The 24,927-nt window shown below is 63.9% G+C and carries 21 protein-coding genes and 1 tRNA gene; 15 read left to right on the top strand and 7 right to left on the bottom strand.

What is annotated here, in order from left to right:
• Window positions 1-78: 78 nt before the first annotated feature.
• Window positions 79-1,380, top strand: coding sequence for a multidrug effflux MFS transporter (locus KY465_RS16215; RefSeq protein WP_219203136.1), 1,302 nt, complete (start codon window positions 79-81; stop codon window positions 1,378-1,380).
• Here the strand turns inward: KY465_RS16215 and ilvA are convergent.
• Window positions 1,377-2,654, bottom strand: coding sequence for a threonine ammonia-lyase IlvA (ilvA, locus tag KY465_RS16210; protein WP_219203135.1), 1,278 nt, complete (start codon window positions 2,652-2,654; stop codon window positions 1,377-1,379). The two genes, KY465_RS16215 and ilvA, sit on opposite strands and share 4 nt — an antisense overlap.
• A 73-nt stretch (window positions 2,655-2,727) precedes the next feature.
• Between ilvA and KY465_RS16205 the strand changes: the two genes are divergently transcribed.
• Window positions 2,728-4,182, top strand: a complete 1,455-nt coding sequence (locus KY465_RS16205) for a TrkH family potassium uptake protein (RefSeq protein ID WP_346432656.1) — start codon at window positions 2,728-2,730, stop codon at window positions 4,180-4,182.
• A 21-nt stretch (window positions 4,183-4,203) separates the two neighbouring features.
• Here KY465_RS16205 and KY465_RS16200 read toward each other — a convergent pair whose 3' ends face one another.
• The 6 genes from KY465_RS16200 to KY465_RS16175 form a co-directional block, all read right to left on the bottom strand.
• A complete protein-coding gene (locus KY465_RS16200; RefSeq protein WP_255561754.1) occupies window positions 4,204-4,953 on the bottom strand; it encodes an ABC transporter ATP-binding protein in 750 nt (249 codons plus the stop codon).
• Entirely contained in the window at window positions 4,946-5,689 is a 744-nt protein-coding gene (locus KY465_RS16195) for an ABC transporter ATP-binding protein (RefSeq protein WP_255561753.1), read from the bottom strand. Before KY465_RS16195 ends, KY465_RS16200 begins: the two co-directional genes overlap by 8 nt.
• On the bottom strand, window positions 5,679-6,653 hold the full coding sequence (locus KY465_RS16190; RefSeq protein ID WP_255561752.1) for a branched-chain amino acid ABC transporter permease: 975 nt from the start codon (window positions 6,651-6,653) through the stop codon (window positions 5,679-5,681). Before KY465_RS16190 ends, KY465_RS16195 begins: the two co-directional genes overlap by 11 nt.
• Window position 6,654: 1 nt before the next feature.
• Window positions 6,655-7,524, bottom strand: a complete 870-nt coding sequence (locus tag KY465_RS16185) for a branched-chain amino acid ABC transporter permease (protein WP_219203133.1) — start codon at window positions 7,522-7,524, stop codon at window positions 6,655-6,657.
• An 87-nt stretch (window positions 7,525-7,611) separates the two neighbouring features.
• A complete protein-coding gene (locus KY465_RS16180) occupies window positions 7,612-8,772 on the bottom strand; it encodes an ABC transporter substrate-binding protein (RefSeq protein WP_219203132.1) in 1,161 nt (386 codons plus the stop codon).
• 652 nt (window positions 8,773-9,424) lie between these two features.
• A tRNA-Leu gene (locus KY465_RS16175) sits at window positions 9,425-9,510 on the bottom strand.
• Between the two features lie 381 nt (window positions 9,511-9,891).
• On the opposite strand from KY465_RS16175, the gene KY465_RS16170 reads away from it, so the two are divergent.
• The 13 genes from KY465_RS16170 (at window position 9,892) to KY465_RS16110 (ending at window position 24,918) form a co-directional block, all read left to right on the top strand.
• A complete protein-coding gene (locus KY465_RS16170; protein WP_219203131.1) occupies window positions 9,892-10,689 on the top strand; it encodes a competence/damage-inducible protein A in 798 nt (265 codons plus the stop codon).
• Between the two features lie 66 nt (window positions 10,690-10,755).
• Window positions 10,756-11,598: a universal stress protein gene (locus KY465_RS16165; protein WP_219203130.1), complete on the top strand. Its 843-nt coding sequence runs from the start codon at window positions 10,756-10,758 to the stop codon at window positions 11,596-11,598.
• A gap of 133 nt (window positions 11,599-11,731) precedes the next feature.
• Window positions 11,732-12,229, top strand: a complete 498-nt coding sequence (gene gpt, locus KY465_RS16160) for a xanthine phosphoribosyltransferase (RefSeq protein ID WP_219203129.1) — start codon at window positions 11,732-11,734, stop codon at window positions 12,227-12,229.
• Between the two features lie 116 nt (window positions 12,230-12,345).
• Entirely contained in the window at window positions 12,346-12,861 is a 516-nt protein-coding gene (locus KY465_RS16155; RefSeq protein WP_219203128.1) for an NUDIX hydrolase, read from the top strand.
• Between the two features lie 633 nt (window positions 12,862-13,494).
• Complete coding sequence (locus KY465_RS16150) at window positions 13,495-17,307, top strand: vitamin B12-dependent ribonucleotide reductase (RefSeq protein ID WP_219203127.1); 3,813 nt, start codon at window positions 13,495-13,497, stop codon at window positions 17,305-17,307.
• Window positions 17,308-17,433: 126 nt separating this feature from the next.
• Window positions 17,434-18,567, top strand: coding sequence for a CBASS cGAMP-activated phospholipase (locus KY465_RS16145; RefSeq protein ID WP_219203126.1), 1,134 nt, complete (start codon window positions 17,434-17,436; stop codon window positions 18,565-18,567).
• Between the two features lie 21 nt (window positions 18,568-18,588).
• The gene (locus KY465_RS16140; protein WP_219203125.1) at window positions 18,589-19,647 is read left to right on the top strand and encodes a cyclic GMP-AMP synthase DncV-like nucleotidyltransferase; all 1,059 of its coding nucleotides are present in this window, start codon (window positions 18,589-18,591) and stop codon (window positions 19,645-19,647) included.
• On the top strand, window positions 19,640-21,439 hold the full coding sequence (locus tag KY465_RS16135) for a ThiF family adenylyltransferase (protein ID WP_219203124.1): 1,800 nt from the start codon (window positions 19,640-19,642) through the stop codon (window positions 21,437-21,439). The genes KY465_RS16140 and KY465_RS16135 overlap by 8 nt, the downstream gene beginning before the upstream one ends.
• Entirely contained in the window at window positions 21,394-21,924 is a 531-nt protein-coding gene (locus KY465_RS16130) for a Mov34/MPN/PAD-1 family protein (RefSeq protein ID WP_346432655.1), read from the top strand. The genes KY465_RS16135 and KY465_RS16130 overlap by 46 nt, the downstream gene beginning before the upstream one ends.
• Window positions 21,925-22,850: 926 nt before the next feature.
• Complete coding sequence (locus KY465_RS16125) at window positions 22,851-23,327, top strand: hypothetical protein (RefSeq protein WP_219203122.1); 477 nt, start codon at window positions 22,851-22,853, stop codon at window positions 23,325-23,327.
• A gap of 304 nt (window positions 23,328-23,631) precedes the next feature.
• The gene (locus tag KY465_RS16120) at window positions 23,632-24,021 is read left to right on the top strand and encodes an antitoxin Xre-like helix-turn-helix domain-containing protein (RefSeq protein ID WP_219203121.1); all 390 of its coding nucleotides are present in this window, start codon (window positions 23,632-23,634) and stop codon (window positions 24,019-24,021) included.
• Complete coding sequence (locus tag KY465_RS16115; RefSeq protein WP_219203120.1) at window positions 24,018-24,710, top strand: RES family NAD+ phosphorylase; 693 nt, start codon at window positions 24,018-24,020, stop codon at window positions 24,708-24,710. The genes KY465_RS16120 and KY465_RS16115 overlap by 4 nt, the downstream gene beginning before the upstream one ends.
• A 64-nt stretch (window positions 24,711-24,774) precedes the next feature.
• A complete protein-coding gene (locus KY465_RS16110) occupies window positions 24,775-24,918 on the top strand; it encodes a hypothetical protein (RefSeq protein WP_219203119.1) in 144 nt (47 codons plus the stop codon).
• Window positions 24,919-24,927 lie beyond the last annotated feature (9 nt).

Here is a 24,927-nt window from a genome sequence, read left to right as displayed (position 1 = left end):
CCCGACGGGTCGTCGCCGCGGTGTGCTCGCAGGGGCACCGGCAGCCGTGTGTTGGTGCGGGTTTCAAAAGGACATCGAATGAGCAAAGCGCATCCTCCGGCCGGGCGGTCTTCCCCCGCTGCCTCCTCTGCAATGGCGGCGCAGGCGCCGGGTTCGGCCGCAACGCCCTATCCGGGCCGGATCAGCGGATTCGGTGAGTTCATCGCAATCATGGCGATGCTGACCTCGATCGTGGCTTTCTCGATCGACATCATCCTGCCGGCCCTGCCGGAGATCGGCACAGACTACCGTCTGGCGGATGCCAATGATCAGCAGCTGGTGATCGTTGTGTTCACGATCACGTTCGGGCTGGTGCAATTGCTGTTCGGCCCGCTGGCCGACCGCTACGGCCGCAAGGCGCTGATGGTCGGCAGCCTGCTGTTTTACGCCGGTGCCTCCCTGGCCGCCAGTTTTGCGCCGAGTTTCGAAATGCTGCTGGCGGCACGCATGGGTCAGGCGATCGGCGCGGCCGGGGTGCGGGTGACGACGTCGGCGGTGATCCGCGACTGTTTTCTCGGCCGCGACATGGCGCGCGTGATGAGCTACATCTTCACCACCTTCATGATCGTGCCGATCTTCGCTCCGGCAGTCGGCCAGATGATCATGACGCTTGCCGAGTGGCATTTCATCTTCACCTTCCTCGGTGTCATTTCGGCTGGCCTTGCGCTGTGGACCATGTCGCGGCTGGCGGAAACGCTGGATCCCGCCGACCGCCGGCCATTGAGCTTTGCCACGGTTGCCGCTGCCACCGTCGAGATCGCCACCAACCGCGTTGCGGCCGGCTATTCGGTGGCATCGACGCTGATGTTCGGCGCCCTGTTCTCGATGATCGTCTCGGTGCAGCAGATCTTCGATCTCATTTACGGGCTCGGCGACTGGTTTGCGCTGGCCTTTGCCGGCTCGGCGGTCGGCATGGCGGCGGCAAGCTTCGTCAATGGCCGGGTGGTGCGCACGGTGGGCATGCGGCGAATGTCGCACGGGGCAATGGTCACGTTCGTCTTGGCGGCGGCCGGTCTGTTCGTTGCCAGCCTGTTCGGCACGCCGCCCTTCCCGCTGGCCTACATCCTGCTCGCCATTGCCATGGCCAGCTTCGGGCTGGTGGCCGGCAACTTCAATTCGATCGCCATGGAACCGCTCGGCCATATCGCCGGCACCGCCTCATCGGTCATCGGCACGCTGACCTTCACGGGCGGCGCGGTGCTCGGAGCGATTGTCGGGCAGATGTTCGACGGCACGATCGGACCGCTGGCCAGCGCGTTCTTCGGCTTTGGCTCATTGTCGCTGCTGACCGTCGTGATGACCGAAGGCGGCCGCCTGTTCAATGTCGAAACAGCGGTCTAGATGATCAGGTTGGACAGGATGTCGTTGTCGGTGATGTCCTGGTAATTCAGCCCGGCGTCATCGAAGGCTGAGCGCAGGCGGATGAAATTCTCGGCCTTGCGGGTTTCGATGCCGATAAGGATCGAGCCGAAATTGCGCGCCGACTTCTTCAAGTACTCGAAACGCGAAATATCGTCTTCCGGACCCAGCAGTTCGAGGAAATCGCGCAAGGCGCCGGGACGCTGGGCCATGCGCAGGATGAAGTACTTCTTCAGCCCGGCGTGGCGCATGGCGCGTTCCTTGACGTCGGGCAAGCGGTCGAAATCGAAATTGCCCCCCGAGACCACCAGGATGATCGACTTGCCGGCCAGACGCTCGGGCGCCATCACCTCCAGCGCCGAAAGAGCCAGGGCGCCGGCCGGTTCGAGAACGATGCCCTCGGTGTTGAGCATTTCGGTGATGGTCATGCAGATGGCGTTCTCGGCGACCGTCAGGGTCTGGGCGCGGTCGAAATGGCGCAGCATCTCGAAATTGAGCGCACCGATCTCGGCCACGGCGGCCCCGTCGACAAAATTGTCGATCTGCGCCAGCTTCGTACGGGCGCCCGCCTCGAGGCTGGCCGCCAGGCTGGGGGCCCCCTGCGGTTCGACGAACACGAAGCTGTCTTCGGCCTGCAGCCCGTCGAGATAGGCCGTCACGCCCGCCGACAGTCCGCCGCCGCCGACCGGCAGGACGATCAGCTCGGCCTCTTCACCCTCGGGCAACTGGTCAAGGATTTCAGCGGCGACGGTGGCCTGACCTTCGACGATGTCGGCATGGTCGAATGGCGGCACCATCATCGCGGCGCTGTCGACGGCATAGTCGCGCGCCGCCGCGTAGCAGGTGTCGAAAATATCGCCGACCAGGCGGATCTCGATGTACTCGCCGCCGAACAGCCGCGTCTTGTCGATCTTCTGCTGCGGCGTGGTCACCGGCATGAAGACCACGCCCGGGCAGGCGAAATGCCGGCATGCGAAGGCAAATCCCTGGGCATGGTTCCCGGCCGAGGCGCAGACAAAACGCGGCGCCGCGGCGCCGGCGCTGTCGATGACCTTGCGCAGGAAATTGAAGGCGCCGCGGATCTTGTAGGAGCGCACCGGCGTCAGATCCTCGCGCTTGAGCCAGACGCGGGCGTTGTAGCGCGAGGAAAGATGGTCATTGAGCTGCAGCGGCGTTGCCGGGAACAGGGCACGCATCGGGGTCAGGGCCTCGTCGACCCTTGTGCGGAACTCGGCAGGTGATTGAGTTTTGTGCATGACCGGTCTATTGCATGAGCGTCGCGGAAAGCCAATGGCGGGAGCGGCAGCGCGGTGGACCACGGGGTATGGCGTGAACGGCCAGACATTTCGATCGGCGATCTTCATCGCTGCCATCTTCGGGCTCTACCTTGCCACGGCCATGCTGATCCCGGCGATGGTCGATCTCTATTATGTCAATGAAGACTGGAAGGCCTTTTCCTTCTCCGCCTTCTTCATCGGCGGCATCAGCATGGCGGCGGCCCTGTCGACGCGCGGCAACCCGGCGCCGTTTTCCAAGCGGCTCGGCTTCCTGGTCGTCAATCTGCTGTGGGTGACGCTGGCGATTGCCGGGGCGGTGCCGTTCTACCTGTCCTCGGTGGATATCGGCATCGTGGATTCGCTGTTTGAAAGCGTGTCAGCGGTGACCACGACCGGCTCGACGGTGATCAGCGGGCTTGATCACATCGCGCCGGGCATCCTGATGTGGCGCTCGCTGCTGCAATGGATCGGCGGCATCGGCATTGTCGCGCTCGGGCTCTTGATGCTGCCCTTCCTGCGCATTGGCGGCTTTTCCTATTTCAAGATGGAATCGTCGGACACATCGGAAAAGCCGTTCGCCCGCTTTACCGTCTTCGTGCAGGCGTTCTTTGCCATCTATTTCGGGCTGACGGCGGTGTGCGCCGTGTTGTACGGCACTTTCGGGATGGGCACCTTCGATGCCATCAACCATGCGATGACGACGGTGGCGACCGCCGGTTTCTCGACGCGCGACGCCTCCTTCGGCGCCTTCGATTCGCTGCCGCTGTTGTGGACGGCTACCGTCTTCATGGCGGTGTCGGGCCTGCCCTATTCGGTGCTCATCCTGTTTGCGGCACGCGGGCGTCTCGATGCGCTGAAGGATCCGCAGATCCTCGCCTATGGGGTGATCATGGCCTCGGCTGTGCTGTCGGCCACCGTCTATCTGCGCCTGGCCAATGGCGAGACCTTTTCCGAGGCGATCACGCTGGCCGCCTTCAACATGGTGTCCGTGGTGACGACGACCGGCTATGCGAGCGGCGATTACTCGCAATGGGGGCCGTTCATCTTCGTGCTGGTGTTCTTCCTGACCTTTCTCGGCGGGTGTTCCGGCTCGACCTCCGGCGGCATCAAGATCTATCGCGTGGTGATCGTGCAGTCGGTGATCCGCGCCGGCATCCGCCGCCTGATCTATCCGCACGGGGTGCAGAACATCCGCTATGGCTCGATGCCGCTGGATGCGGAGATGGTGCGCGCCGTGTTCCTGTTCCTCTCGTCGTTCCTCGCCCTGTGGGCGATCGGCTCCATCGCGCTGGCCGCCACCGGGCTCGATTTCGTCACGGCGACATCGGGCTCGCTGACGGCGGTGGCCAATCTCGGTCCGGGGCTGGGCGATCTGATCGGGCCGGCCGGCAATTTCGCGATCCTGAACAATCCGGCCAAGATCATCCTCTCCGTTTTGATGCTGATGGGCCGTCTCGAGATCCTGGTCATGCTGGTGCTGTTCTCACCGCTGTTCTGGCGCGCCTGACCCCTCGCCAGGACGTCCGGCTCAGATGCCGAGCCATCTTTCCTGCAGCTTTGCATCCGCGCTCAATTGCGCGGCCGGGCCGCTCCAGACGCAGCGGCCGCGGCCCAGGATGCTGGCGGTATCGGCAAGCCGGGCAGCAAAGGGCAGATTCTGTTCGACCAGCACCATCGTCATGCCGTCACCGCGCAAATCGCCGAGGCGCTCGAAGATTTCGCCAACGAGGATGGGCGCCAGGCCCTCGGTCGGCTCGTCGAGGATCAGCAGGCGCGGGTTCATCACCAGGGCGCGCGCGATCGCCAGGATCTGCTGTTCACCGCCCGAGAGCTGGCTGCCGCCATTGTCGGCGCGCCGCGCAAGCTGCGGGAAGAGCCTGAACACGCGCTCGGTGTTCCACGGTCCGCGCGCATAGGCCAGGCGGGCGGCCAGAGCGAGGTTTTCGCGCACGCTGAGGGCGCCGAAAACATCGCGCGTTTCCGGCACATAGGCGATGCCGCGGCGGGCAATGCGGAAGGCTTCAATGGCGGCAATCGACTGGCCGGCAATCGACTGGCCGGCAAAACGGATCTCGCCGGCGGAGGGCGGCAGCAGGCCGACAATGGTCTTCAGCAGGGTCGACTTGCCGGCGCCATTGCGCCCGAGCACCGCGTGAAAGGTGCCTCTGGCGATGCTCAGATCAACGCCATGCAGGACCCTGGTTTCACCATATCCGGCTTCGAGTCCCTTGATCTCGAGCAGGTCGGGGGTCTCGGGTTTCGAGCCGCGCTCAGTCATCGAACGCCCCGAGATAGAGTTCCCGCACCTGGCGGCTGTGGCGGGTCGTTTCAGGCGTACCCTCAAACACCACGACGCCCTCGCTGAGGACCGAGATCCTATCAGCGATGCTAAAGGCCAGATCGAGATCATGCTCGATGATGATCATCGCCAGATGGCGCGGCAGGCTGGCGATCAGGGCGTTGAAAGCCGCGACACCCTCGGGACCGATACCGGAGGTCGGCTCATCGAGGAGGAGAAGGCGTGGCCGCGTCGCCAGGGCCAGTCCGATCTCGAGCTGGCGTCGGACCCCATAGGAACAGTGGGCGACCGGCCAGTCGAGATGCGCGCTCAGGCCCACCTGTGCGGCAATTTCCGCAAGCTGTGTCAGGGTCGCGGCGCTGTCATGGGCGCAGGCAAGAAGCGACCCGGTACGTCCCTCGCCCGTGGCCACGGCGAGCGCCAGATTGTCCCGCACGGACAGGCCCTCGAACAGATTGTTCTTCTGAAAGCTGCGGGCCAGGCCACGGCGGGCGCGCTGATTGACGGTCATGCCGGTGATGTCGCTGCCGTCAAGGCGGATGGTGCCGCAATCAGGTTTCAGCGTGCCGGCGATGAGATTGAACAGTGTCGTCTTGCCAGCGCCGTTCGGGCCGAGCAGGACCCGCCGCTCGCCAGGCGCGACATCGAGCGAGACGCCCCGGCTGACCTCCAGCCCGCCGAATTTTTTCGACAGATCGCGGACCTCAAGCACCATCGCCTCCCTTGCCTGTCCCCGGCCCCGGCGCCAGAAGCCGCTCGATCTCGCCGTACAGGCCGCGCCCTCCGGCCATCACCGCGGCGATCAGCAAAATGCCGATAACCAGATGCCAGTAATCGGTAAAGCGCGCCACGACATGCTCGAGAGCGACGAAAACAACAGCCCCGACCAGCGGTCCGGCGAGGGTGCCGATGCCGCCGAGGATGACGACGATCAGCGCTTCGCCGGAGACCGTCCAGACGAGATATTCCGGAGATATGTATTGAGTATGCTGCGCTGCGAGCAAGCCGGCGGCCCCGGCAATGGCGGCTGACAAGGCAAAGGCGGCCGCCTTGTGACGCCGGACATTGAGACCTAGGGCCCGCATGCGCTCCTCATTGGCATGGATGCCGGTCAGCGTGCGCCCGAAGGACGAGCGCAGCGCGATTGCGGCGATCGTGTAACTCAATGCCAGCGCGGCGAGCGAGAGCAGCGCGAAGGTGAGCGAGTCTCCGGTGTCAAGACCGATGCCGGCAAGGTCAGTGCGGGGGATGCCGGCCAGTCCGTCATCGCCGCCCAGCGCCCGCCATTCGAAAACGATGACATAGGCCATCTGGCCAAAGGCGAGCGTCGCCATGATGAAGAAAATGCCGCCGATGCCGGCGGTCACCGCGCCGACCGCCCAGCCGAACAGCGCCGTGCCGGCAAGTGCGGCAAGCGTTGCCAACCACACGGGCGTGCCGACCAGCGCCGTCAATCCGCCAAACAGATAGGCGCCGATACCAAACAGGGCGCCGTGGCACAGCGAGATCATGCCGCCATAGCCGGCGACGAGGTCAAGAGCGATGGCGAGCATGGCCAGAAGGGCGATCTCGACGACGATCTCGCGGGCGAAATAGCCGCCGTAAACGGCGTAGAGGGCCAGTCCGCCAAGGACCAGCAGGACGGTCAGGTTCTTCGCGCGGGTTTGATAAAACATCATCCTATTGCCTTGCCGGCAGCAGGCCTTGCGGCCGCAAAATCAGGATGGCGGCAAGGAGCGCGTAAATGAGCAGCGAGGCGAGACCCGGCACCAGAACGGCGCCGAATGTCTGCACAAAGCCGACAGTGAGCGAGCCGAGCACGGCGCCGCGGAGGCTGCCGAGGCCGCCGACAACGACGACGATCAGCGTCGGGATGAGAATATCGGTGGCCATTGACGGCGTGGCTGAAAAGACCGGCGCGGCAATTACCCCGGCAAGCCCCGCCAGAGCACAGCCGAGCGCGAACACCCAAAGCAGCAGGCGCTCGACATTGATGCCCATCGTCGCGGCCATGGCGGCATTCTCGACACTGGCGCGCAGCATGGCGCCGATGGCAGTGCGCGTGAGCACGAGACCGAGCGCCAGCATGACGGCCAGGCCGAGCAGAATGATGAACAGGCGGTAGGCCGGGTAGCTGATGCCAAAAAGCTGCACCGGTCCGTGCAGCAGCTCCGGCACGCTGATGCCGAGCCCGACATTGCCCCAGAGGATGCGCACCAGATCGACGAGAACGAAGATCAGGCCGAACGTCACCAGCACCTGGTTCATCGGCCCCTGCCGGCGCATGTGACGGATCAGCGCCTGATACAGCCCCATGCCGACCGCCATGACCCCGATCGGCGCGACGATCAGCGCCAGCCAGAACTGACCGGTGGCTGAAACCATCGCCACGCCGAAATAGGCGCCGAGCATATACAGGGCGCCGTGCGCGAGATTGACGAAATGCATCAGGCCGAAAATCACCGTCAGCCCGACCGACAGCAGAAACAGCAACATCGACAGTTGCAGCCCGTTCAGCGCCTGCACGATCCAGAATTCAGCGCCAGACATGCCACTCCCCGGGATTGTGTTGCGGCCGGCCCTGGTGCCCTATGGCCGCCGAAGGCGCGCACTCACGCCGCGCCGGCTGGCACGGTCCTAGCGCAAATCGCAGCCGTTGGCAGCATCCCTGACGTTTTCGACCGTGTCGAGCAGCTTCTGCGTGATCCCCTCATCACTCATCACCGTTTCATAAATATAGATGTTCTGAATGATGTTGTGGGTTGCCGGGTCAATCTGCAGCGGCCCGCGCGGTCCGGTATAGCGCACGCCGGGAAGCGCAGCGGCAATTTCGGCCCGCCCGCTGGCACCGACCCTGATCGCCTCGATGAGAACGCGTGCGGCGTCATAGCCCTGTACCGCATATTCCGATGGCTGGCGTTTGAAGCGGGCGGTAAAGGCCGCGATAAAGCTGTTGTTCTCGGGGGTGTCGAGGCTGGGAATGTAATGCAGCGCCGAGCGTATGCCGACCGCCGCCTCGCCCTGAGCCGCGGTCTGCAGCGGCGAGGTGATGAAGCCCGGACCATAAAGAGGAACAGTCTCGCCCATGCCAAAGGCGCGGTATTGGCTGAGGAAGGAGTTGGCTTCGCCGCCAGCGTAAAACACATACAGCGCATCGGCTTCGGAAGCGCCCACCTTCGACAGCCACGGGCCGAAATCCTGGGTCTTGCCGAACGGCGTGAACTCGGATCCGATGACCTCGCCGCCGGCGGCTTCGAACGCGCTTATGAACGCCTCGATCATCTGGTGGCCGGCAGCATAATCCGGTGCCAGCGTGTAGACCTTGCCGATCCCCTGCCCGGCCATCCACGTTCCCATCGGGCGGTTGAGCTGCGCGTTCGAGAAGGACACGCGGAAAATGGAGGCCGAACAATCCTTGCCCGTGGCATCGACATTGCCGGCATTGGCGACGATCAGGGGAACGCCGGCGCCGTCGACGAAGTTGCGCACGGCGCCCAGAACCGCGGAGGAGACGATGCCGATCAGCACATCGACGTTGTCCTGCAGGACCAGTTTGCGGGTCTTGGCGAGACCGACCGGTGGTTTGGCTTCGCTGTCCTCGCGCACCAGCCGGATGTCATCGGCCATCCCGGCCTCTTCCAGCGCAAGAACGACACCGGCGTCGATCTCCTCGCCCAGGGCGGCATAATTGCCGGATTTCGGGAGAAGCAGGCCGGCCTTCGTCTCGGCGAAGGCCGCCTGGCTGATGAGCGCGGCCGCGAAAAGAGCCGCCGTGACCGTCCTTACTGTCGTCTTCACTGTGTCTCTCCCGATAACGGCCGCACATGCGGCCCCCGCCCTGATGGTGATAATCGCGTTCCCGCGCTGCTGCAACACACCGGAACTGAATGCCAATTGCAAATGCGAATGTGCGGTACCCACGGAAATGCAGCGGCACCTGCCCCAATATGAATAGTTTAGGATATAATAAATATAGGGAAATCAGCAGAACGGGACATAACTACGATGATTTTTATATTTGACTTGGCTGATTGCAATAAGCAAAGTACCGAAAATTTCGTGACACTTCATTGTCTAACCTTGCGATTCGACATGAAAAGAAAGCTCTTTCCACGATCGATTTGACGTTTGCTGTCCGACAGATGCTTCGAATGAGGTCTGCCGGCAGTCCGAACTGCCGACTTCAGCAAGTCAGACGCGTTCAGCTAGCGCCATCGCGGTTGAATTTGCTGAAGGGGTCAGCTCCCGTGTGGCTGATCCGTCCCCCGGCAGCCAGTCCCGCCGGTTCGCCGGCGGGACGAGCCCGGGGGCGAACGATGGTTTTCTCGGCTTCAGCGTCGTTTTGTCTTTGCGGCCGATCCGGACGTCCCGGGGTCTTGTGTCTCCGGACGGATAAAGAATCTTTGGGGCTGGCTCGGTCCGGCAGGCCGTCACCCGCGCGGCGGCAGGCTGGTGCGGACGACGGGACTCGAACCCGTATAGCCAGAGGCCGAGGGATTTTAAGTCCCTTGTGTCTACCAGTTCCACCACGTCCGCGAGACTAAAGCGGTAGCCGAGGCCGGGCGCGCGATCAAGGCCGAGGCCGGTCCGGATCACAGAAAAGCGGCCCGTGCCGAAACACGAGCCGCTCTCCGTGACACGCCGGCGACAAGGAGTGTCGCAGACCACCGGCGCCTTTGGGAAAGTCCGCGGCGGCGCCATCAGTTCCGCAAGAATGTGCATTCATTTTATTCAATTGCGGCAGGCTGGCACAGGGTCGCGCCGGGGCATGGAAGGCGGCCTTGCCGGTGCACCGTGGAAAATGATGCTCTGCCTCTTGAGTTCGGCCGGTTTCTTGCTTCATGTCAGCATTGCGCCCGCATCGCGGCCCTCTGCCCGGCGCCTTGCGGATGGCCATGATCGGAGAGAGGTTGCCAGATGCCCGAGCCGGACCGCGTTACCGCCGCAGCGCTTGCGATTGGCGATGAGCTTTTGTCGGGGCGCACCAAGGACAGGAATATCGGTCATCTCGCCGAACTGCTGACCCTGCGCGGCATCGATCTGTGCGAGGCGCGGATTGTCGCCGATACGCAGTCCGCCATCGTTGCGGCTCTGAACGCGCTGCGCGCCAGCCATGATTACGTCTTCACCTCGGGCGGCATCGGTCCGACCCATGATGACATCACCGCCGATGCCGTCGCCGCAGCCTTCGGTGTGCCCTGCCAGCACGATGCGGAGGCGATGCAAAGGCTCGGCGAGCATTATGCGCGGCGCGGGGTCGAATTCACATCGGCGCGCCAGCGCATGGCGCGCATGCCGCTCGGGGCGCGGCTGATCGACAACCCGGTTTCGGTGGCGCCGGGCTTTGTCATTGGCAATGTGTTCGTCATGGCCGGCGTGCCGCAGGTGTTTTCGGCCATGCTGGACAATGTCCTGCCGGAGCTTGAAGGCGGCCGCCCGCTGATCTCGCGGACCTATCCCTGCCCGCTTGCCGAAGGTGATATTGGCGCGGCGCTGGCGGACCTCAGCAAGGCGCATGCGGCGGTGTCGATCGGCTCCTATCCGCGCCTGACCGACACCGGTTATGCAAACGAGATCATCGTGCGCGGCCGCGAAGCGGCAGCCGTCGAGGCGGCAGGCACGGCCGTCGCGGCGCTCATTGAGCGCCTGAGGAGGCAGGATGACGCGGCAGCGGCTGTCAGGGGTGACAAGCGGGGTGCTCCAGGCGCAGACTGAGGGGCAGCCGGACCGATATCTGCCATTGCGGTCTCGTCGGTCCGCCGGCCACAAGGAGGACATGCCATGAGCTTCAAGACCATCCTCGCCGTCTTCGCCTGCCCGGCCGATGTCGAGCCGGTGGTGGCGGCTGCCGCGCAAACACCGGCCGGCGCAGCGATGCACCTGATCGGCAGCCATGGTGAGCCGTCGCAATTCGTCATTCTGTCGGCGCCGGTCGATGTGCCGGATGTGGCGACGCTGTCGGCCCTGTATCAGCAATCCGATGACCGGATGGCGGCTGTCGAGGCCGAATTCCGCGCGGTCTGCGAACGCGGCGGCATCTCGCATGAATGGCGTGCGGTGCGCACGGCGGGCGGCGACAGCGCCACCTCGGCGCTTGGCTCGGCGCGCATCGCCGATCTGGTGGTGGCGCGGCAGGCGCGCGATGAGAGCGGAGACCGCCCGGACATCAATTTTCACACGCTGCTGTTCGAGGGCGGCGCGCCGGTGCTGGTGCTTGGCGAGGATGGCCGTTTCGCGGCCCCCTTGCGGCGGGTGCTGATCGCCTGGGACGGCTCGCGCGAGGCGGCGCGGGCGGTCAAGGATGCGCTGCCGTTTCTCACCGCAGCCGAGGAGGTGATCGTGCTGATCGTCGATGCCGAGCGGCTGGCCGATATCGACCGGCCGACACCGGGCGCCGATCTGGCCGCGAGCCTGGCGCGGCACGGCGTCAATGTGCAGATCGAGACGGTCGGCCGGGGCGAGCGCGGCGTGTCGCAGGTGATCAGCGACCGGGTGAAGGCGCATGGCGTCGATCTTCTGGTGATGGGCGCCTATGCGCATCCGCGGCTGCGCGACTGGCTGTTCGGCGGCGTCACGCATTCGGTGATGGATGCGGTTCCAGTGGCAACGCTGTTGTCGCGCTGAGGCAGAAGCGCCGCACAGCCGGCAAAATATCCCCAGAACAAGGGCGCACACGGCTTGCACTTGCCGCCGTGCAGCCGATAATCGGAGACATGATCTGACCGGCGGCACGTTCCGCTGCAACGGAGTGCCTGCCATGTCGCTGCCCGAAAAAGCCTTTCCCGTCTCCTGGGACCAGTTTCACCGCGATGCGCGGGCGCTGTCCTGGCGGCTGAGTGGCACCGGCCAGAGCTGGGACACCATCGTCTGCATCACCCGTGGCGGCCTCGTGCCGGCGGCGATCGTGGCCCGCGAACTCAATATCAGGCGCATCGATACGGTGAGCGTCGCCTCCTATCACGACTACACCTCGCAAGGGGACATGCAGATTCTCAAGGAGATCTCGCCCGACATCATGGAGACGGAAGGCAACGGCGTGCTGATCGTCGATGATCTGACCGATACCGGCAAGACGGCGGCCATTGTCCGCGCCATGCTGCCGAAAGGGCATTTCGGCACGGTCTATGCCAAGCCGAAGGGCCGGCCGCTGGTCGATACCTTCGTCACCGAGGTCAGCCAGGACACCTGGATCTATTTTCCCTGGGATCTGGGTTTTGCCTATCAGGAGCCGATCACCAAGGGGCACGGCGGCTGAGCGCAGCGATGGGCTGCGCGGCTGTTTGTCCCGTTTTCCGATAAAGGCTTGATTCCGCGCGCGGCAATGCCAGATTCGGCGACCGAAACAGGCAGTGAGTCGTCAGTGAGTCGTCCATGAGTGTTGTCAATCAATTGCGCAATCTGTTGCAGCCGTTCCGCCCGCCTGCGGGTCCGCGGCGGCGCAAACACGCGCGCCGAGCCGCCGGCCGGCAAGCCGCAGCCCTGGTGTGGCGCCGAAACGGCAATGGTGCGGAGATCCTGCTGATCACCAGCCGCAACGCCGGACGCTGGATCCTGCCGAAAGGCTGGGTCGAAGACGGTGAGGACGGCGCCATGGCGGCGGCGCGCGAGGCCCGGGAAGAGGCCGGGGTCATTGCCAGCGAAAGCGGACCGCTGATCGGCAGCTTCCCCTATCACAAGGTGCGGCCGGGACGCCGCGACGTGCGGTGCATGGTCGATGTCTATCTGCTGGTGCTGCGCGAGGAAAAGGAGAGCTGGCCGGAAATGCACATGCGCGAGACACGCTGGGCGCGGCTGGACGAGGCGCTTTCCCAGATCGATGAACCGGCGCTGGTCGCATTGTTGCGCGACAATGACACGCGCCTGGCGGATTTGCTGCGCGCGGAATGAGAGCTTCCGGCGGCCGCTTGCCGTTCCTCGCGGAGGCGCCTGGTGTGCCGATTCCTGTCAAGAGATAACAGCAAGAATTAATTTCTTTTCCCCGGTCGTGCGCGACGGCGCGGGACGAAGCGCCGCGGCGCGGTTGCAAAGGCCCTCCCCGGCCCGGCTTTCAGGGGCTTAAAGGCCAATTCGTGCATGTCCCCGTTTTCCACACCCGGCAAGCACAACATCTAGTAGGGTAAAATCTGTCACAATCTAACCCTTGACGGTCGGGGGCGAGTCGCGGCTTATTGAGATCAACGTCACAGCGGTGGCGGAGCCGGTAAGTTTGAGACGGCTCAGTTTCACACATTCAATGCGTTTGCGAACCGGATCCTGATGTCATCCGACCTCATCCGGTGCCGGTTCCCCGTGTCTGATATTTCGTGAAAACATCGCTGTCGGGGACTGGCGGTAATAAGTTGTTAATACTATATTTAGTAGTGTCATCAGCGCCGACCACTAGATAAGGGATTTCCGGGGGATCGGGGATCACGACTGAACCAGCATGAATTTGGGCGCGAAAATGATTTTTCGGGTCCTGGGGACAATATTCGCCACCAGCCATGCGCGCTGGCGGCCGCCGGCCATACAGAGGACCAAATGCACATCGAACGCCTGTTCACCACCGAGGGACAATCCGCCTACGAGACCATTCCGTTTCGCAAGGCCACCAGCGAAATCCGCAACCCGGACGGGTCGGTGGTTTTCAAGCTGGAAAACATTGATGTGCCGACCCAGTTCAGCCAGGTGGCGGCTGATATCCTGGCGCAGAAATATTTCCGCAAGGCCGGTGTGCCGGCACGGCTGAAGAGGGTCGAGGAAAATGACGTGCCGTCCTTCCTGTGGCGCTCCGTGGCCGACGAGAAGGCCCTGGCGAAGCTGCCGGAAGACGAGCGTTACGGGCCGGAAACCGATGCGCGCCAGGTGTTCACGCGGCTGGCGGGCACCTGGACCTACTGGGGCTGGAAGGGCGGCTATTTCAACGATGAGGCGGATGCGGCGGCCTTCATGGACGAACTCTGCTACATGCTGGCGACCCAGCGCGTGGCGCCCAACAGCCCGCAATGGTTCAACACCGGCCTGCACTGGGCCTATGGCATCGACGGTCCCGGCCAGGGGCATTTCTATGTCGATCCGTTCACCGGCAAGCTGAAGCAGTCGGCCTCGGCCTATGAGCATCCGCAGCCGCATGCCTGCTTCATCCAGTCGGTCGGCGACGATCTGGTCAATGATGGCGGCATCATGGATCTGTGGGTGCGCGAGGCGCGGCTATTCAAATACGGCTCGGGCACCGGCTCGAACTTCTCGCATCTGCGCGCCGCCGGCGAAAAGCTGTCGGGCGGCGGCAAGTCGTCGGGGCTGATGAGCTTTCTGAAGATCGGCGACCGCGCCGCCGGCGCCATCAAGTCGGGCGGCACGACGCGCCGGGCGGCGAAGATGGTGGTGGTCGACATCGACCATCCGGATGTCGAGGAATACATCTCCTGGAAGGTGCGCGAAGAGCAGAAGGTCGCCGCCCTGGTCACCGGCTCGAAGGTCGTCGCACAGCATCTGAAGCTGATCATGAAGGCCTGCATCAATTGCGAGGCTGACAATGATGCCTGTTTCGACCCGAAGCAGAACCCGGCGCTCAAGCGCGAAGTGCGCGCCGCGAAAAAGGCGCAGGTGCCGGAAAACTACGTCAAGCGGGTGATCCAGTTCGCGCAGCAGGGCTACACCGACATCGAGTTCAAGACCTATGACACCGACTGGGATTCGGAAGCCTATCTGACGGTCTCGGGCCAGAACTCGAACAATTCCGTGTCGATCCGCGACGACTTCCTGCAGGCCGTCGAGGCCGACGGAACGTGGGACCTGACGGCGCGCAAGGACGGCCGGGTGATGAAAACCATCAAGGCGCGCGATCTGTGGGAATCGATCTCCTATGCCGCATGGGCCTCGGCCGATCCGGGCCTGCATTTCAACACGACGATGAACGACTGGCACACCTGCCCGGCGGCCGGCCCGATCCGCGCCTCCAACCCGTGCTCGGAATACATGTTCCTCGACGACACGGCCTGCAACCTGGCCTCGCTCAACCTGCTGCGCTTCAAGGATGCCGACACCAAGCGCATCGATATCCGCCAGTACGAGCACGCCGTGCGGCTGTGGACCATCGTCCTGGAAGTCTCGGTGATGATGGCGCAGTTCCCGTCGCGGCAGATCGCCGAACTGTCCTACAAGTACCGCACGCTCGGCCTCGGCTATGCCAATATCGGCGGGCTGTTGATGACCACCGGCATTCCCTATGATTCGGATGAGGGCCGGGCCATCGGCGGCGCGCTGACGGCGATCATGACCGGTGTCGCCTATGCGACCAGCGCCGAGATGGCCGGCGAGATCGGCCCGTTTGCCGGCTTCAAGGACAATCGCAAGAACATGCTGCGGGTGATCCGCAATCACCGCCGCGCCGCCTATGGCGAGAGCGAGGGCTATGAGGGGCTGTCGGTCAATCCGGTGCCCTTAAGCCATGGCGACTGCCCGGACCCGGATCTGATCAGCCATGCCAAGGCGGCCTGGGACCGCGCGCTGGAACTTGGCGAAAAGCACGGCTACCGCAATGCGCAGGCCACCGTGATCGCGCCGACCGGCACGATCGGCCTGGTGATGGATTGCGACACGACGGGCATCGAGCCGGATTTCGCGCTGGTGAAGTTCAAGAAGCTGGCCGGCGGCGGCTATTTCAAGATCATCAACCAGGCGGTGCCGGAAGCGCTGCGCACGCTCGGCTATTCGGAAAGCCAGATCGCCGAGATCGAGGCCTATGCGGTCGGTCACGGCAATCTCAACCAGGCGCCGGCGATCAATCCCGGCACGCTGAAGGCCAAGGGCTTTACCGACGAGAAGATCGCGGCGCTGAACGCGGCCCTGAAAAGCGCCTTCGACATCAAGTTCGTCTTCAACAAGTGGACGCTTGGCGAGGCGTTCTGCCGCGACGTATTCAACTTCCCCGATGCGCAGCTCGAGGACATCAGCTTCGAGATGCTGCCGGCGCTGGGCTTCTCGAAAAAGGACATCGAGGCCGCCAACATCCACATCTGCGGGGCGATGACGCTGGAAGGCGCGCCGTTCCTCAAGGAAAGCGACTATGCGGTGTTCGACTGCGCCAATCCGTGCGGCAAGATCGGCAAGCGCTATCTGTCGGTGTCGAGCCACATCCGCATGATGGCGGCGGCGCAGCCGTTCATCTCGGGCGCCATCTCCAAGACCATCAACATGCCGAACGAGGCGACGGTCGAGGATTGCAAGAACGCCTACATGATGTCGTGGAAGCTGGCGCTGAAGGCCAATGCGCTCTACCGCGACGGCTCGAAACTGTCGCAGCCGCTGAACGCCTCGCTGATCTCCGAGGATGATGACGAGGACGATGCGGTCGAGGCGCTGATCGAGCAGCCGATGGCGGCGCGCGCGGCGGAACTGACCGAGCGGATCGTCGAGCGCGTTGTCGAGAAGGTGGTGCGCGAGCGCGAGAAGCTGCCGAACCGGCGCAAGGGCTACACCCAGAAGGCCGTGGTCGGCGGGCACAAGGTGTATCTGCGCACCGGCGAATTCGACGATGGCCGCATCGGCGAGATCTTCATCGACATGCACAAGGAAGGCGCCGCCTTCCGGGCGATGATGAACAATTTCGCCATCGCCATCTCGCTCGGCCTGCAATATGGCGTGCCGCTCGAGGAATATGTCGAGGCCTTCACCTTCACCAAGTTCGAGCCGGCCGGCATGGTGCAGGGCAATGACGCCATCAAAAACGCCACGTCGATCCTCGATTATGTCTTCCGGGAGCTCGCCGTGTCCTATCTCGGGCGCTCGGACCTGGCGCATGTCGACACCTCCGACTTCACCAACACGGCGCTTGGGCGCGGCATCAATGAAGGCAAGGCGACACCGTTCTCCAAGGGGCTGATGCGCGGCGCCTCGTTGAAGGTGGTCAACCCGCCCTCGGGCGAGCCGAAAGGCCAGATGGGGGGCCAACCCGCCTCTCCGCAGGGCGGCGACAAGCCGAAGGGCAAGTCGGTGGTCACCGCCTTTGCACCGAAATCAGGTGGCGGCGCGGCACTGGCGGTGAAAGCGGTCAGCGCGCCGGAAGCGGAAACCGACGATGCGCCGGTGGCCTTCAAGCGCGACTATGAAGACCGCGCCGCAGAAGTGCTCGAGGAAGTGGTGCGCGAGGAAGGGCTGAGCGAAGAGCTGTTTTCCGATGCGGAAGCGGAAAAGGCGGCGGCGGCGAAGAAGCTCGAAGCCGACCGGCGGGCGCGCTCGATCATGCAGGGCTATACGGGCAACATGTGCGCCGAGTGCCAGAACTTCACCATGGTGCGCAACGGCACTTGTGAGAAGTGCGATACGTGTGGGTCGACGAGCGGCTGTAGCTGAGGGGGGCGGCATTAATCTGTCTCAAGTGCGGATTTCCTGTCTCTGACGCGGGTTAAGGCGTGTCTCCAGCCACAACTAACGAATTCCGGGCGCTTCGGCGCCCGGAAATAGGAAAGGGAACATTCGATGAACGCGAAGAAGGCAGAACAGCCGAAACGGAAGTACCGCGTGCTTTGCCTCGACGGCGGGGGCATGCGGGGCACCTACACGGCCACGTACCTTGCCGATGTAGCGCGAACGTTCGCCAAGCGACGTGGGGTGGAATCCATCGACATCGGTGCTGCCTTCGATCTCATCGTCGGGACAAGCACCGGCGGCATAATAGCTTGCGCCCTTGCGAAGGGCATCCCGCTCCAAGAAGTCGTGACCCTTTACCGGAGGCACGGCAAGGAAATCTTCTCGCGACCCATGCCCGCGAAGCGGAGACAATTGCCCGGCGACATCATCCGCCGTCCTGCCGCACTTGAAAAGGGCGAAGCCGCGCTGCGCGCAGCACTTCAGGATCGGCTCGGCGACACCACCGTTGGCGGTATTTTCGAGAACCGAGGCATCGCCCTCGCGATCTCAGCGGTCGAGATGAGCCAGCACCGGAGCTGGCTTTTCCGGACCGCCCATTTTCCGGACAGCAGCGGCCGCGACGACAACTACTCGCTCGTGGACGTATGCCTCGCGACCAGCGCCGCCCCGGTCTTCCGCTCGATGGCGGAAGTCGACCACCCGAAGGGCCGCGGGTCGGACGGCTATAACGTCTTCGTCGACGGCGGTCTCTGGGCGAACAACCCTGTCCTCGTGGGCCTGATAGAGGCCCTGAAAGTGACTAGTGCGGAGGATGAAATCCACGTGTTTTCCATGGGATCCTGTCCCCGGCCGGCTGGCGAACATGTGGGTCGCGGACAGTCGAACCGGGGGCTGCCGAATTGGAAGTTCGGGGCCGACGCGGCTTCGCTGTCGATCGACGCGCAGGAATTCGCCTTCGACAATATGGCGAGGATGCTCCTGCCCCACCTCGACCGGGAATGCCGGATCGTCCGCTTCCCCAGCGAGAAGGTTCCGGCCGCCCTCGTTCCCTATTTGGGTCTCGATGACACCCGTGAGGAAGCCGCCGACGCGCTAGTAAACCAGGCCCACCACGATGCCGACATGACGAACAGCCGATGTTCGAAGCCCGACGAAGAAGCCGCGCTCATTTGCGATCTATTCGAGAGCGCACCTGAACTCACCGACCCGCTCGTATCGAGGCGGGACATGAGCCCCGCCTGAGCGACCAGGAAAGGATTCACGATGTACAACTGCAGCAACGACGTTCTGGCCCACCACGATGAAAAAGTGACGCTCCCCACGAAGGAACAGGACGAAATGAGGGAACGCCGGGACGCCAACCGCAAGCGCCTCAAGAAAGGCCTCGACAAGCAGGACAAGCCCGCTCCTCTCGAACACCGGAGCCAGGGCAGCTACGCCATGAAGACGATGGTCCAGCATTCCCAGAAGGATTATGACATCGACGACGGCGTGTACTTCGACAAGGAGGATCTCGTCGGAGACCGCGGTGCCTATCTTTCCGCGCTCGATGCCCGCAAGATGGTGCGCGACGCGCTCAACGACGGCCCGTTTAACAACGCGCCGGAATGCCGCAGGAACTGCGTCCGGGTGTACTACAATGCGGGATACCATGTAGATGTTCCCGTCTACCGCAGAATCACCACCGAAGGCTTCATCAAGAACCACCACTACGAGCTTGCCAGCAGCGAGTGGAAGCGATCGGATGCGCGCGACGTGACGAAATGGTTCTCGGACGAGAACCGCGACCAGAGTCCTGACACGACCAACGGCCGCCAGTTGCGCCGGGTCGTGCGCCAGATCAAGAAGTTCGCCAGGAGCCGACCCAGCTGGAGCGGTCAGATTCTGAGCGGCTTCGGCATCACCAAGCTTGTTACCGAATGCTACAAGCCGGACGCTGCGCGTGAAGACCGTGCCCTACACGACACGATGCAGGCGATGCGGAACCGCCTCAACGGCAGCCTCGTCGTCGGCCACCCCGTCACGCCCGGGGAGACAATTACGAAGGGGAACGACGACGCCACGGCACGCTTCCTGCGCGAGCGCCTGAGCGAGGCGCTGGTCGACCTCGCTCCGCTCTTCGAAAGCGACTGCACGCGCGCGAAGGCGTTGAAGTGTTGGGACAAGGTCTTCAAGACCGACTTCTTCAGCCTGCGGGAATCAAAGAAGACCCAGGACGCTTCCCCGGGGGCGAGAGGGTTCCTATCCGCGGGTCTGGCTATCGACGAAGGAAAGCAGGCCGCGGAGGCGGTCCGCAAGGAGGGCGGCGGTCGATATGGCTGAAGGCCTTTCCCTCCAGCGGAAACTCGCGCTTGCCGCTGTTGACGCCGCCTTGGCATCTTACGGTGAACGTGTAGATGGCGGGACTCTGCGTCGGACTTACCCGGCCCGGGCGACGGCCGCCGGATGGCGCATTCCCGTCAACTTCCCTGATCAGCTCCGCCGTATGGACCTGCTCGCGGAAAACGGGTTTCCATGGACCCCGCCGAAGATTGCGCTGGTGGATCGCCCCCCGTTCCTGACATGGCCGCACGTCGAGGAAGACGGCATCCTCTGTTTTCTTCCATCCGGAGCATCCGTCGACAGTTCGCGTCCGGCAGACACCGCGCGAGCGCTGCTCGGCGAAGCCTGTGAGATGGTGCAGAAGCTCGCTGCGGGCGAAATGGGTGAGGATTTTGAGAGCGAGTTCATCTCATACTGGGGCCGATCTTCGGACGATGCCCTGGTGCCCGTCTACAGCCTCTGTGCAACCGACGGAGAATCGAGGGTCATCTACTGCTGGCGAGGTGCGCGGTTTACCCTTCTCGCCGACACCCGGGAAGAACTCGAAAAGTGGCTCCGCAACCGCCTGTCGACCAAGCGCGACGCGAGTTTCTCGATCGAGCCGGCTCTCCTCGTCGCTCTCGATCATCCGCCGCGGCCGTCCCAGTACCCCCGAAGCGGCGCGGAACTCGCCGGATTTATCGAACAGGCCGACCCCGACGCTGCCGACGCTTTGCGCCAGCTTCTCCAAGGATTGCCGCAACGGTTTATTGCGGCCTTCTGCGCGCGAACGGTCAACGGACCCGCCTTCGCATGCGTGTCGGTGGACAGACCCGAAGCCCCGCGATGGCCGGGCGGCAGAGGCGGCGACCCGATCTCGAAAGGATTCAGACCGGGAAACGTGCCGCCCGAGCTCAGGCTGAATCGATTTCTGGGCGGACAGACAGCCAAGCGTCCCGTCGAAAGGGCCGATCCGTCGTGGGTACACGGGCGCGACCAAGACCCCGATGCAGGCAGCTTGCGCGAACGGATCGTAGTCTGCGTTGGCTGCGGGTCTCTCGGCGCGCCCGTAGTCGAGTTTCTTGCTCGTGCTGGGGTCGGCAAGCTCATCCTGATCGATCCCGAAACTCTCAGATGGGCGAACGTCGGAAGGCACATCTTGGGCGCGAGCGACGTGGGCGAAAGGAAAGCCGTCGCTTTGGCGCATCGCCTCCGCACTGATCTGCCACACATCGACGTTGAAGCACTTCCCTTTCGCCTCGAGCAAGTCCTGCGGGACCGATCCGAGCACCTCTCCGAGGCCGACCTGATTATCTCCACGACAGGAGATTGGGGACCGGAGAGCTTGCTGAATGACTGGCACTCAGCAATCGGCCGCTCGATGCCTGTAATCTACGGCTGGGCCGAGCCACATGCCTGTGCCGGGCATGCCCTCGCCATTGCAGGCAAGGGCGGGTGCTTGCGTTGCGGTTTCGACGCGAAGGGCCGATACCAGTTCGAAATCACCGGGTGGGCGAATCCGACTGAGGTTCAGGAACCGGGATGCGGCGCCGTGTTTCAGCCCTACGGTCCCGTAGCAATGTCGAACATAGCATCGAGAGTAGCCGAACTCGGTATCGAGTTCCTTGTCGGAAGCGCCCGTACGTCCATGGCGAGAACCTGGGTTGGGCGGCCGGCTCGGATCAGGGGGCTCGGCGGCGAGATCACGCCACATGGTCTGCACCTTCTGGCAGGGCGACCAGAGGGCGAATTCGTTTGCGAAGAACCATGGCCCGATCAGTGCGCCAACTGCAGCGTGCGGGCCGTCGCATGATCTCTTACCCAGTGGGTGACTCCGGCCAGACTCTCATTTTCGCGCGGAACGTCCTCGAACACATGGATGCCCACCGCCAGACATCCTGGCGTGCCCCCGAAGCAGGTGGTCAGTTGTTCGCGAGAATTGACGGCCCCAGGATCAGCATCGTGGAAGCGACGGGTCCGCGGCCGACCGACAGGCGCAGAAGATGCTCCTACGTTCCTGACCGCAAGGCGGAACAAGCCGAGATCGATCAACGCTTCCGGCTCGGCCTGCAATTCATCGGCGACTGGCACACCCACCCTGAGGAATGGCCTCGACCATCCTCGATCGACCTCGCGAACGTCACCGAATGCGTATCAAGGTCCACACACAACCTAGGCGGGTTCGTGTTGGCGATCAGAGGTACAGGAACATTCCCCCAAGGGCTGTTCGTCGGGATCGCTTCGACGAGTAGCATCGCAGATCTGCACCCCGATAGACAGTCAGTTTCCACCGGATAGAGCCGGGACGCTAGGCTGCGCCTCGACCATGGCCCTGACCTCGTAAGAGGACATCTCCAGCTTCTCGTACAAGTCCGCCGCGAGTCGCTCCAGTTCCCCGCGCTGCTCCTGCAGGATTCCCCGCGCCCTCCGGAACTGCACGTTGAGCACCCCGTCGACGCGCCCGGCAGGCGGAACGGCACGGTGGCGCCGTGCGGCGAAGGCGCAATCGCCAGCCCGTCCGCCTCGCCCAATGTGGTAAGAATGTTACGACGCGGCGATGCGCGGACTCTTCCAGCCCTAAAAAGCGGAAACTTTTTTCGATCAGGCAAAGCGGGAAAACGGTTCCCTTCCCTTCCGCAGCTCGTGCTTGCGATCCGCAACTTTTTCCGCCCGTCTTTGCATGCTAGGGTTGCAACGGGTTCGGCATGCGCCGGGCCTGGGGTTTAGCGACCCCACTCGCAGCGGTTTTGGTGTCGACCGGGACGGCACTCTCCTTTACCAACAAGCTTGGTCGGGGAGGCGTCAGCGTATGTCCAGGGTCCGCTTCCTCCCGGAAGTGACCTAAAGGCTGATGCAGCCGTCTGCGGGCGGTTCGCTAACTCCCCGGCTGCCGGTTTCCCGCAGCGTTTCGCCTGTTCTTGTCTTCAGGTCGCGGCGTGAAGGACCCGGCGGCCGTTTTCATTCCGCTGAGCCCTGAAAACACGGTCTTGGTTTTCAGATCAGGCGAAGCGGAGCCAACGCTGAGCCCTGAAAAGTGGGACCCGGTTTTCAGACAAGGCGAAGCGCGAAAACGCTGAGCCCTGAAAAGCCGGACCCGGTTTTCAGACAAGGCGAAGCGCGAAAACGGGAGGCGCCCTTGCCGGGCCGAACTGCGTTCAAAGCGGCGGAAACGGTCGCTCTGGCGGTATTCGGGTGGCGGGTGTGCCGCAAGCGGGAGCGACGGCATGGACATCTTTTCTGCGAGTTTCTGGAGCACGGCGCTCGATCTTTATGCGCAGCAGGCCGATCGGGTGAAGATCGCGCTTGTGGTGTTGCCGCCGGTCTTCTGCCTTCTGCTGCTGCGCACGGTGCTGGCGCATCGGCGCCAGCTGAAGCGCGACGCCGCCCTGCATGAGGAGGCGCTGGCGCAGATGCATCTTGATCACGCCAATGAGACAGCGCGGCGGGCGCATCAGCGCTCCCTTCTGCACCCGGACGATAAGCGGCCCGGCGATGATATGCCTCTCGACGATGGGCACCTCGTGCGGCCACGCCCTGCCCTGCCCGCCTCAGTGGAGAACGCCTTTGCACGCCGCACCGGATGGGCCACGCCACTCGACCAGGGGCCGCCCCCGCCCCCTCGCAGCGCGCCTCCTGGCAACTCGCCGGCAGGCCGCGTGACTGTCTTGCTGGGGCGCAGGCCGCCGCCCGATGCGCCCTGAGCGAGTCATGTGCGGGTCATGAGCGTGCCATGTTCGGGTCATGGGCGCGGTGCCCGCCCCGGTTTCGGCAGCCGGCGTTCACTGTGACAGAAGTCACGGTGCGGCGATGCGGGGGCCTGTGAATCGGGAAATACAGGGTTTTGAGAATGTCATGGGGTGCTTGAGGATGTCTCGTATGCGGGCCTCAGCGCCGGGCTGAAGCTGCGCTTCCAGGCCGCGCGTCACAACCCTTCTCCTGCAAAGTCCATGTGATCTTGTTTTTTAGATCATATGGACTTATTTGTGTAGGAGAGAGGTGAAGCCCATGCCGCATGCACTGCAAGATCAGGCGGAGGATGACGTTCAGGCCGTGGCGCTGAAGGCCTATGGCCGCATTGCCGCGGCCTGGGCGCTGACCCTGCGGGAAGCGGCGGCGCTGGCGGACATGTCGGAATCGACCTGGAAACGGGCCAAGAAGCCGGGCTTCTCCGGAGAACTGACGCGCGATCAGATGCTGCGGCTCGGCGCGCTGGTCGGGCTTTACAAGTCGCTGGAGCTCTTTTTCAACGCGCCGATCGCCCGGCGATGGGTCAAGCTCGGCAATGGCGGGCCGGAATTTGACGGCGCCCGCCCGCTCGATGCGATGATCGCCGGCGGCCTGCCGAAAATCCAGCGCGTGCGCACCTATGTCGATGCGCTGCGGGGCGGCATGTGAGGATCACCGCGGTCAACGACCGGGCTTTGGTGCGGCTTATTCCCGAAACGCGGCACAAGCCGCCGGTGCTGCGCGGGCTTGTCGACACCGACCGGGAAGCCGAGATCCTGGCGGAACTCGAGGGCGAGACCAGCGCCCGGCTGATGGCGGAAAAGGTCGGCAGTGCGGCGCTTGACCGGCGCGAACTGGCCTTTGCGCGGCGCGCCAGCGATCTCAGCGTCTATGGCCAGACGCATATCAATGCGGCCTTCGCCTATACGCGCGCCGGCGGCAACCGCTTCAATGACGGCGCGCGCGGCGCCTGGTATTGCAGCTATGACGTTCTCACCTCGCTGGCCGAGGTCGGCTTTCACCGCAGCCGCGAGCTTGGCTATATCAACGTGTACGACGATGAGGCGCGCTACGTGGCGCTGCTTGCCGATTTCATCGGCGATTTCCCCGATCTTGGCGCGGCGCCCGACCATCCGGCGCTCGACGAGGATCCGGCGCGCGGCTATCCGGCCGGGCAAAAGCTGGCGGATGAACTGCGCCGCGCCGGCCACCGCGGCCTCCTCTATCCCTCGGTGCGGCACACAAGCGGGCGCTGTTTCGTCGCCTTCGATCCGGGCATTGTGCAGAATGTGCGGCCGGGCGGCAGCTGGATGCTGAGCTGGACCGGCACGCCGGATTACACGGTGGCCGCCTGTTGAGGCGGGCGGCGGTGCAATCCGGCGGTGCAGGCAGCGCTGCGCTTTTGCAGAGAGATGGGTCGGCATGGACCCTTTTGAGCGCGGGCGGGCGCAAAATGTGTGGTGTGGCGGCATCAGTTCGGCGCAAAACCGCGGCAAGACCAAAAAAGAGGGCGGCGGCGGCCCGGTGGCAGCGGCAGTGGCGGCGGCGGCGATTGTCATTCCGTGAAGGCCGGGC

The organism is Neohoeflea coraliihabitans (assembly GCF_019334345.1).
Lineage (GTDB): Bacteria > Pseudomonadota > Alphaproteobacteria > Rhizobiales > Rhizobiaceae > Pseudohoeflea > Pseudohoeflea coraliihabitans.
The sequence above is the reverse complement of the archived record's forward strand: the minus strand, read 5'-3'. Positions and strand labels throughout refer to the sequence as shown.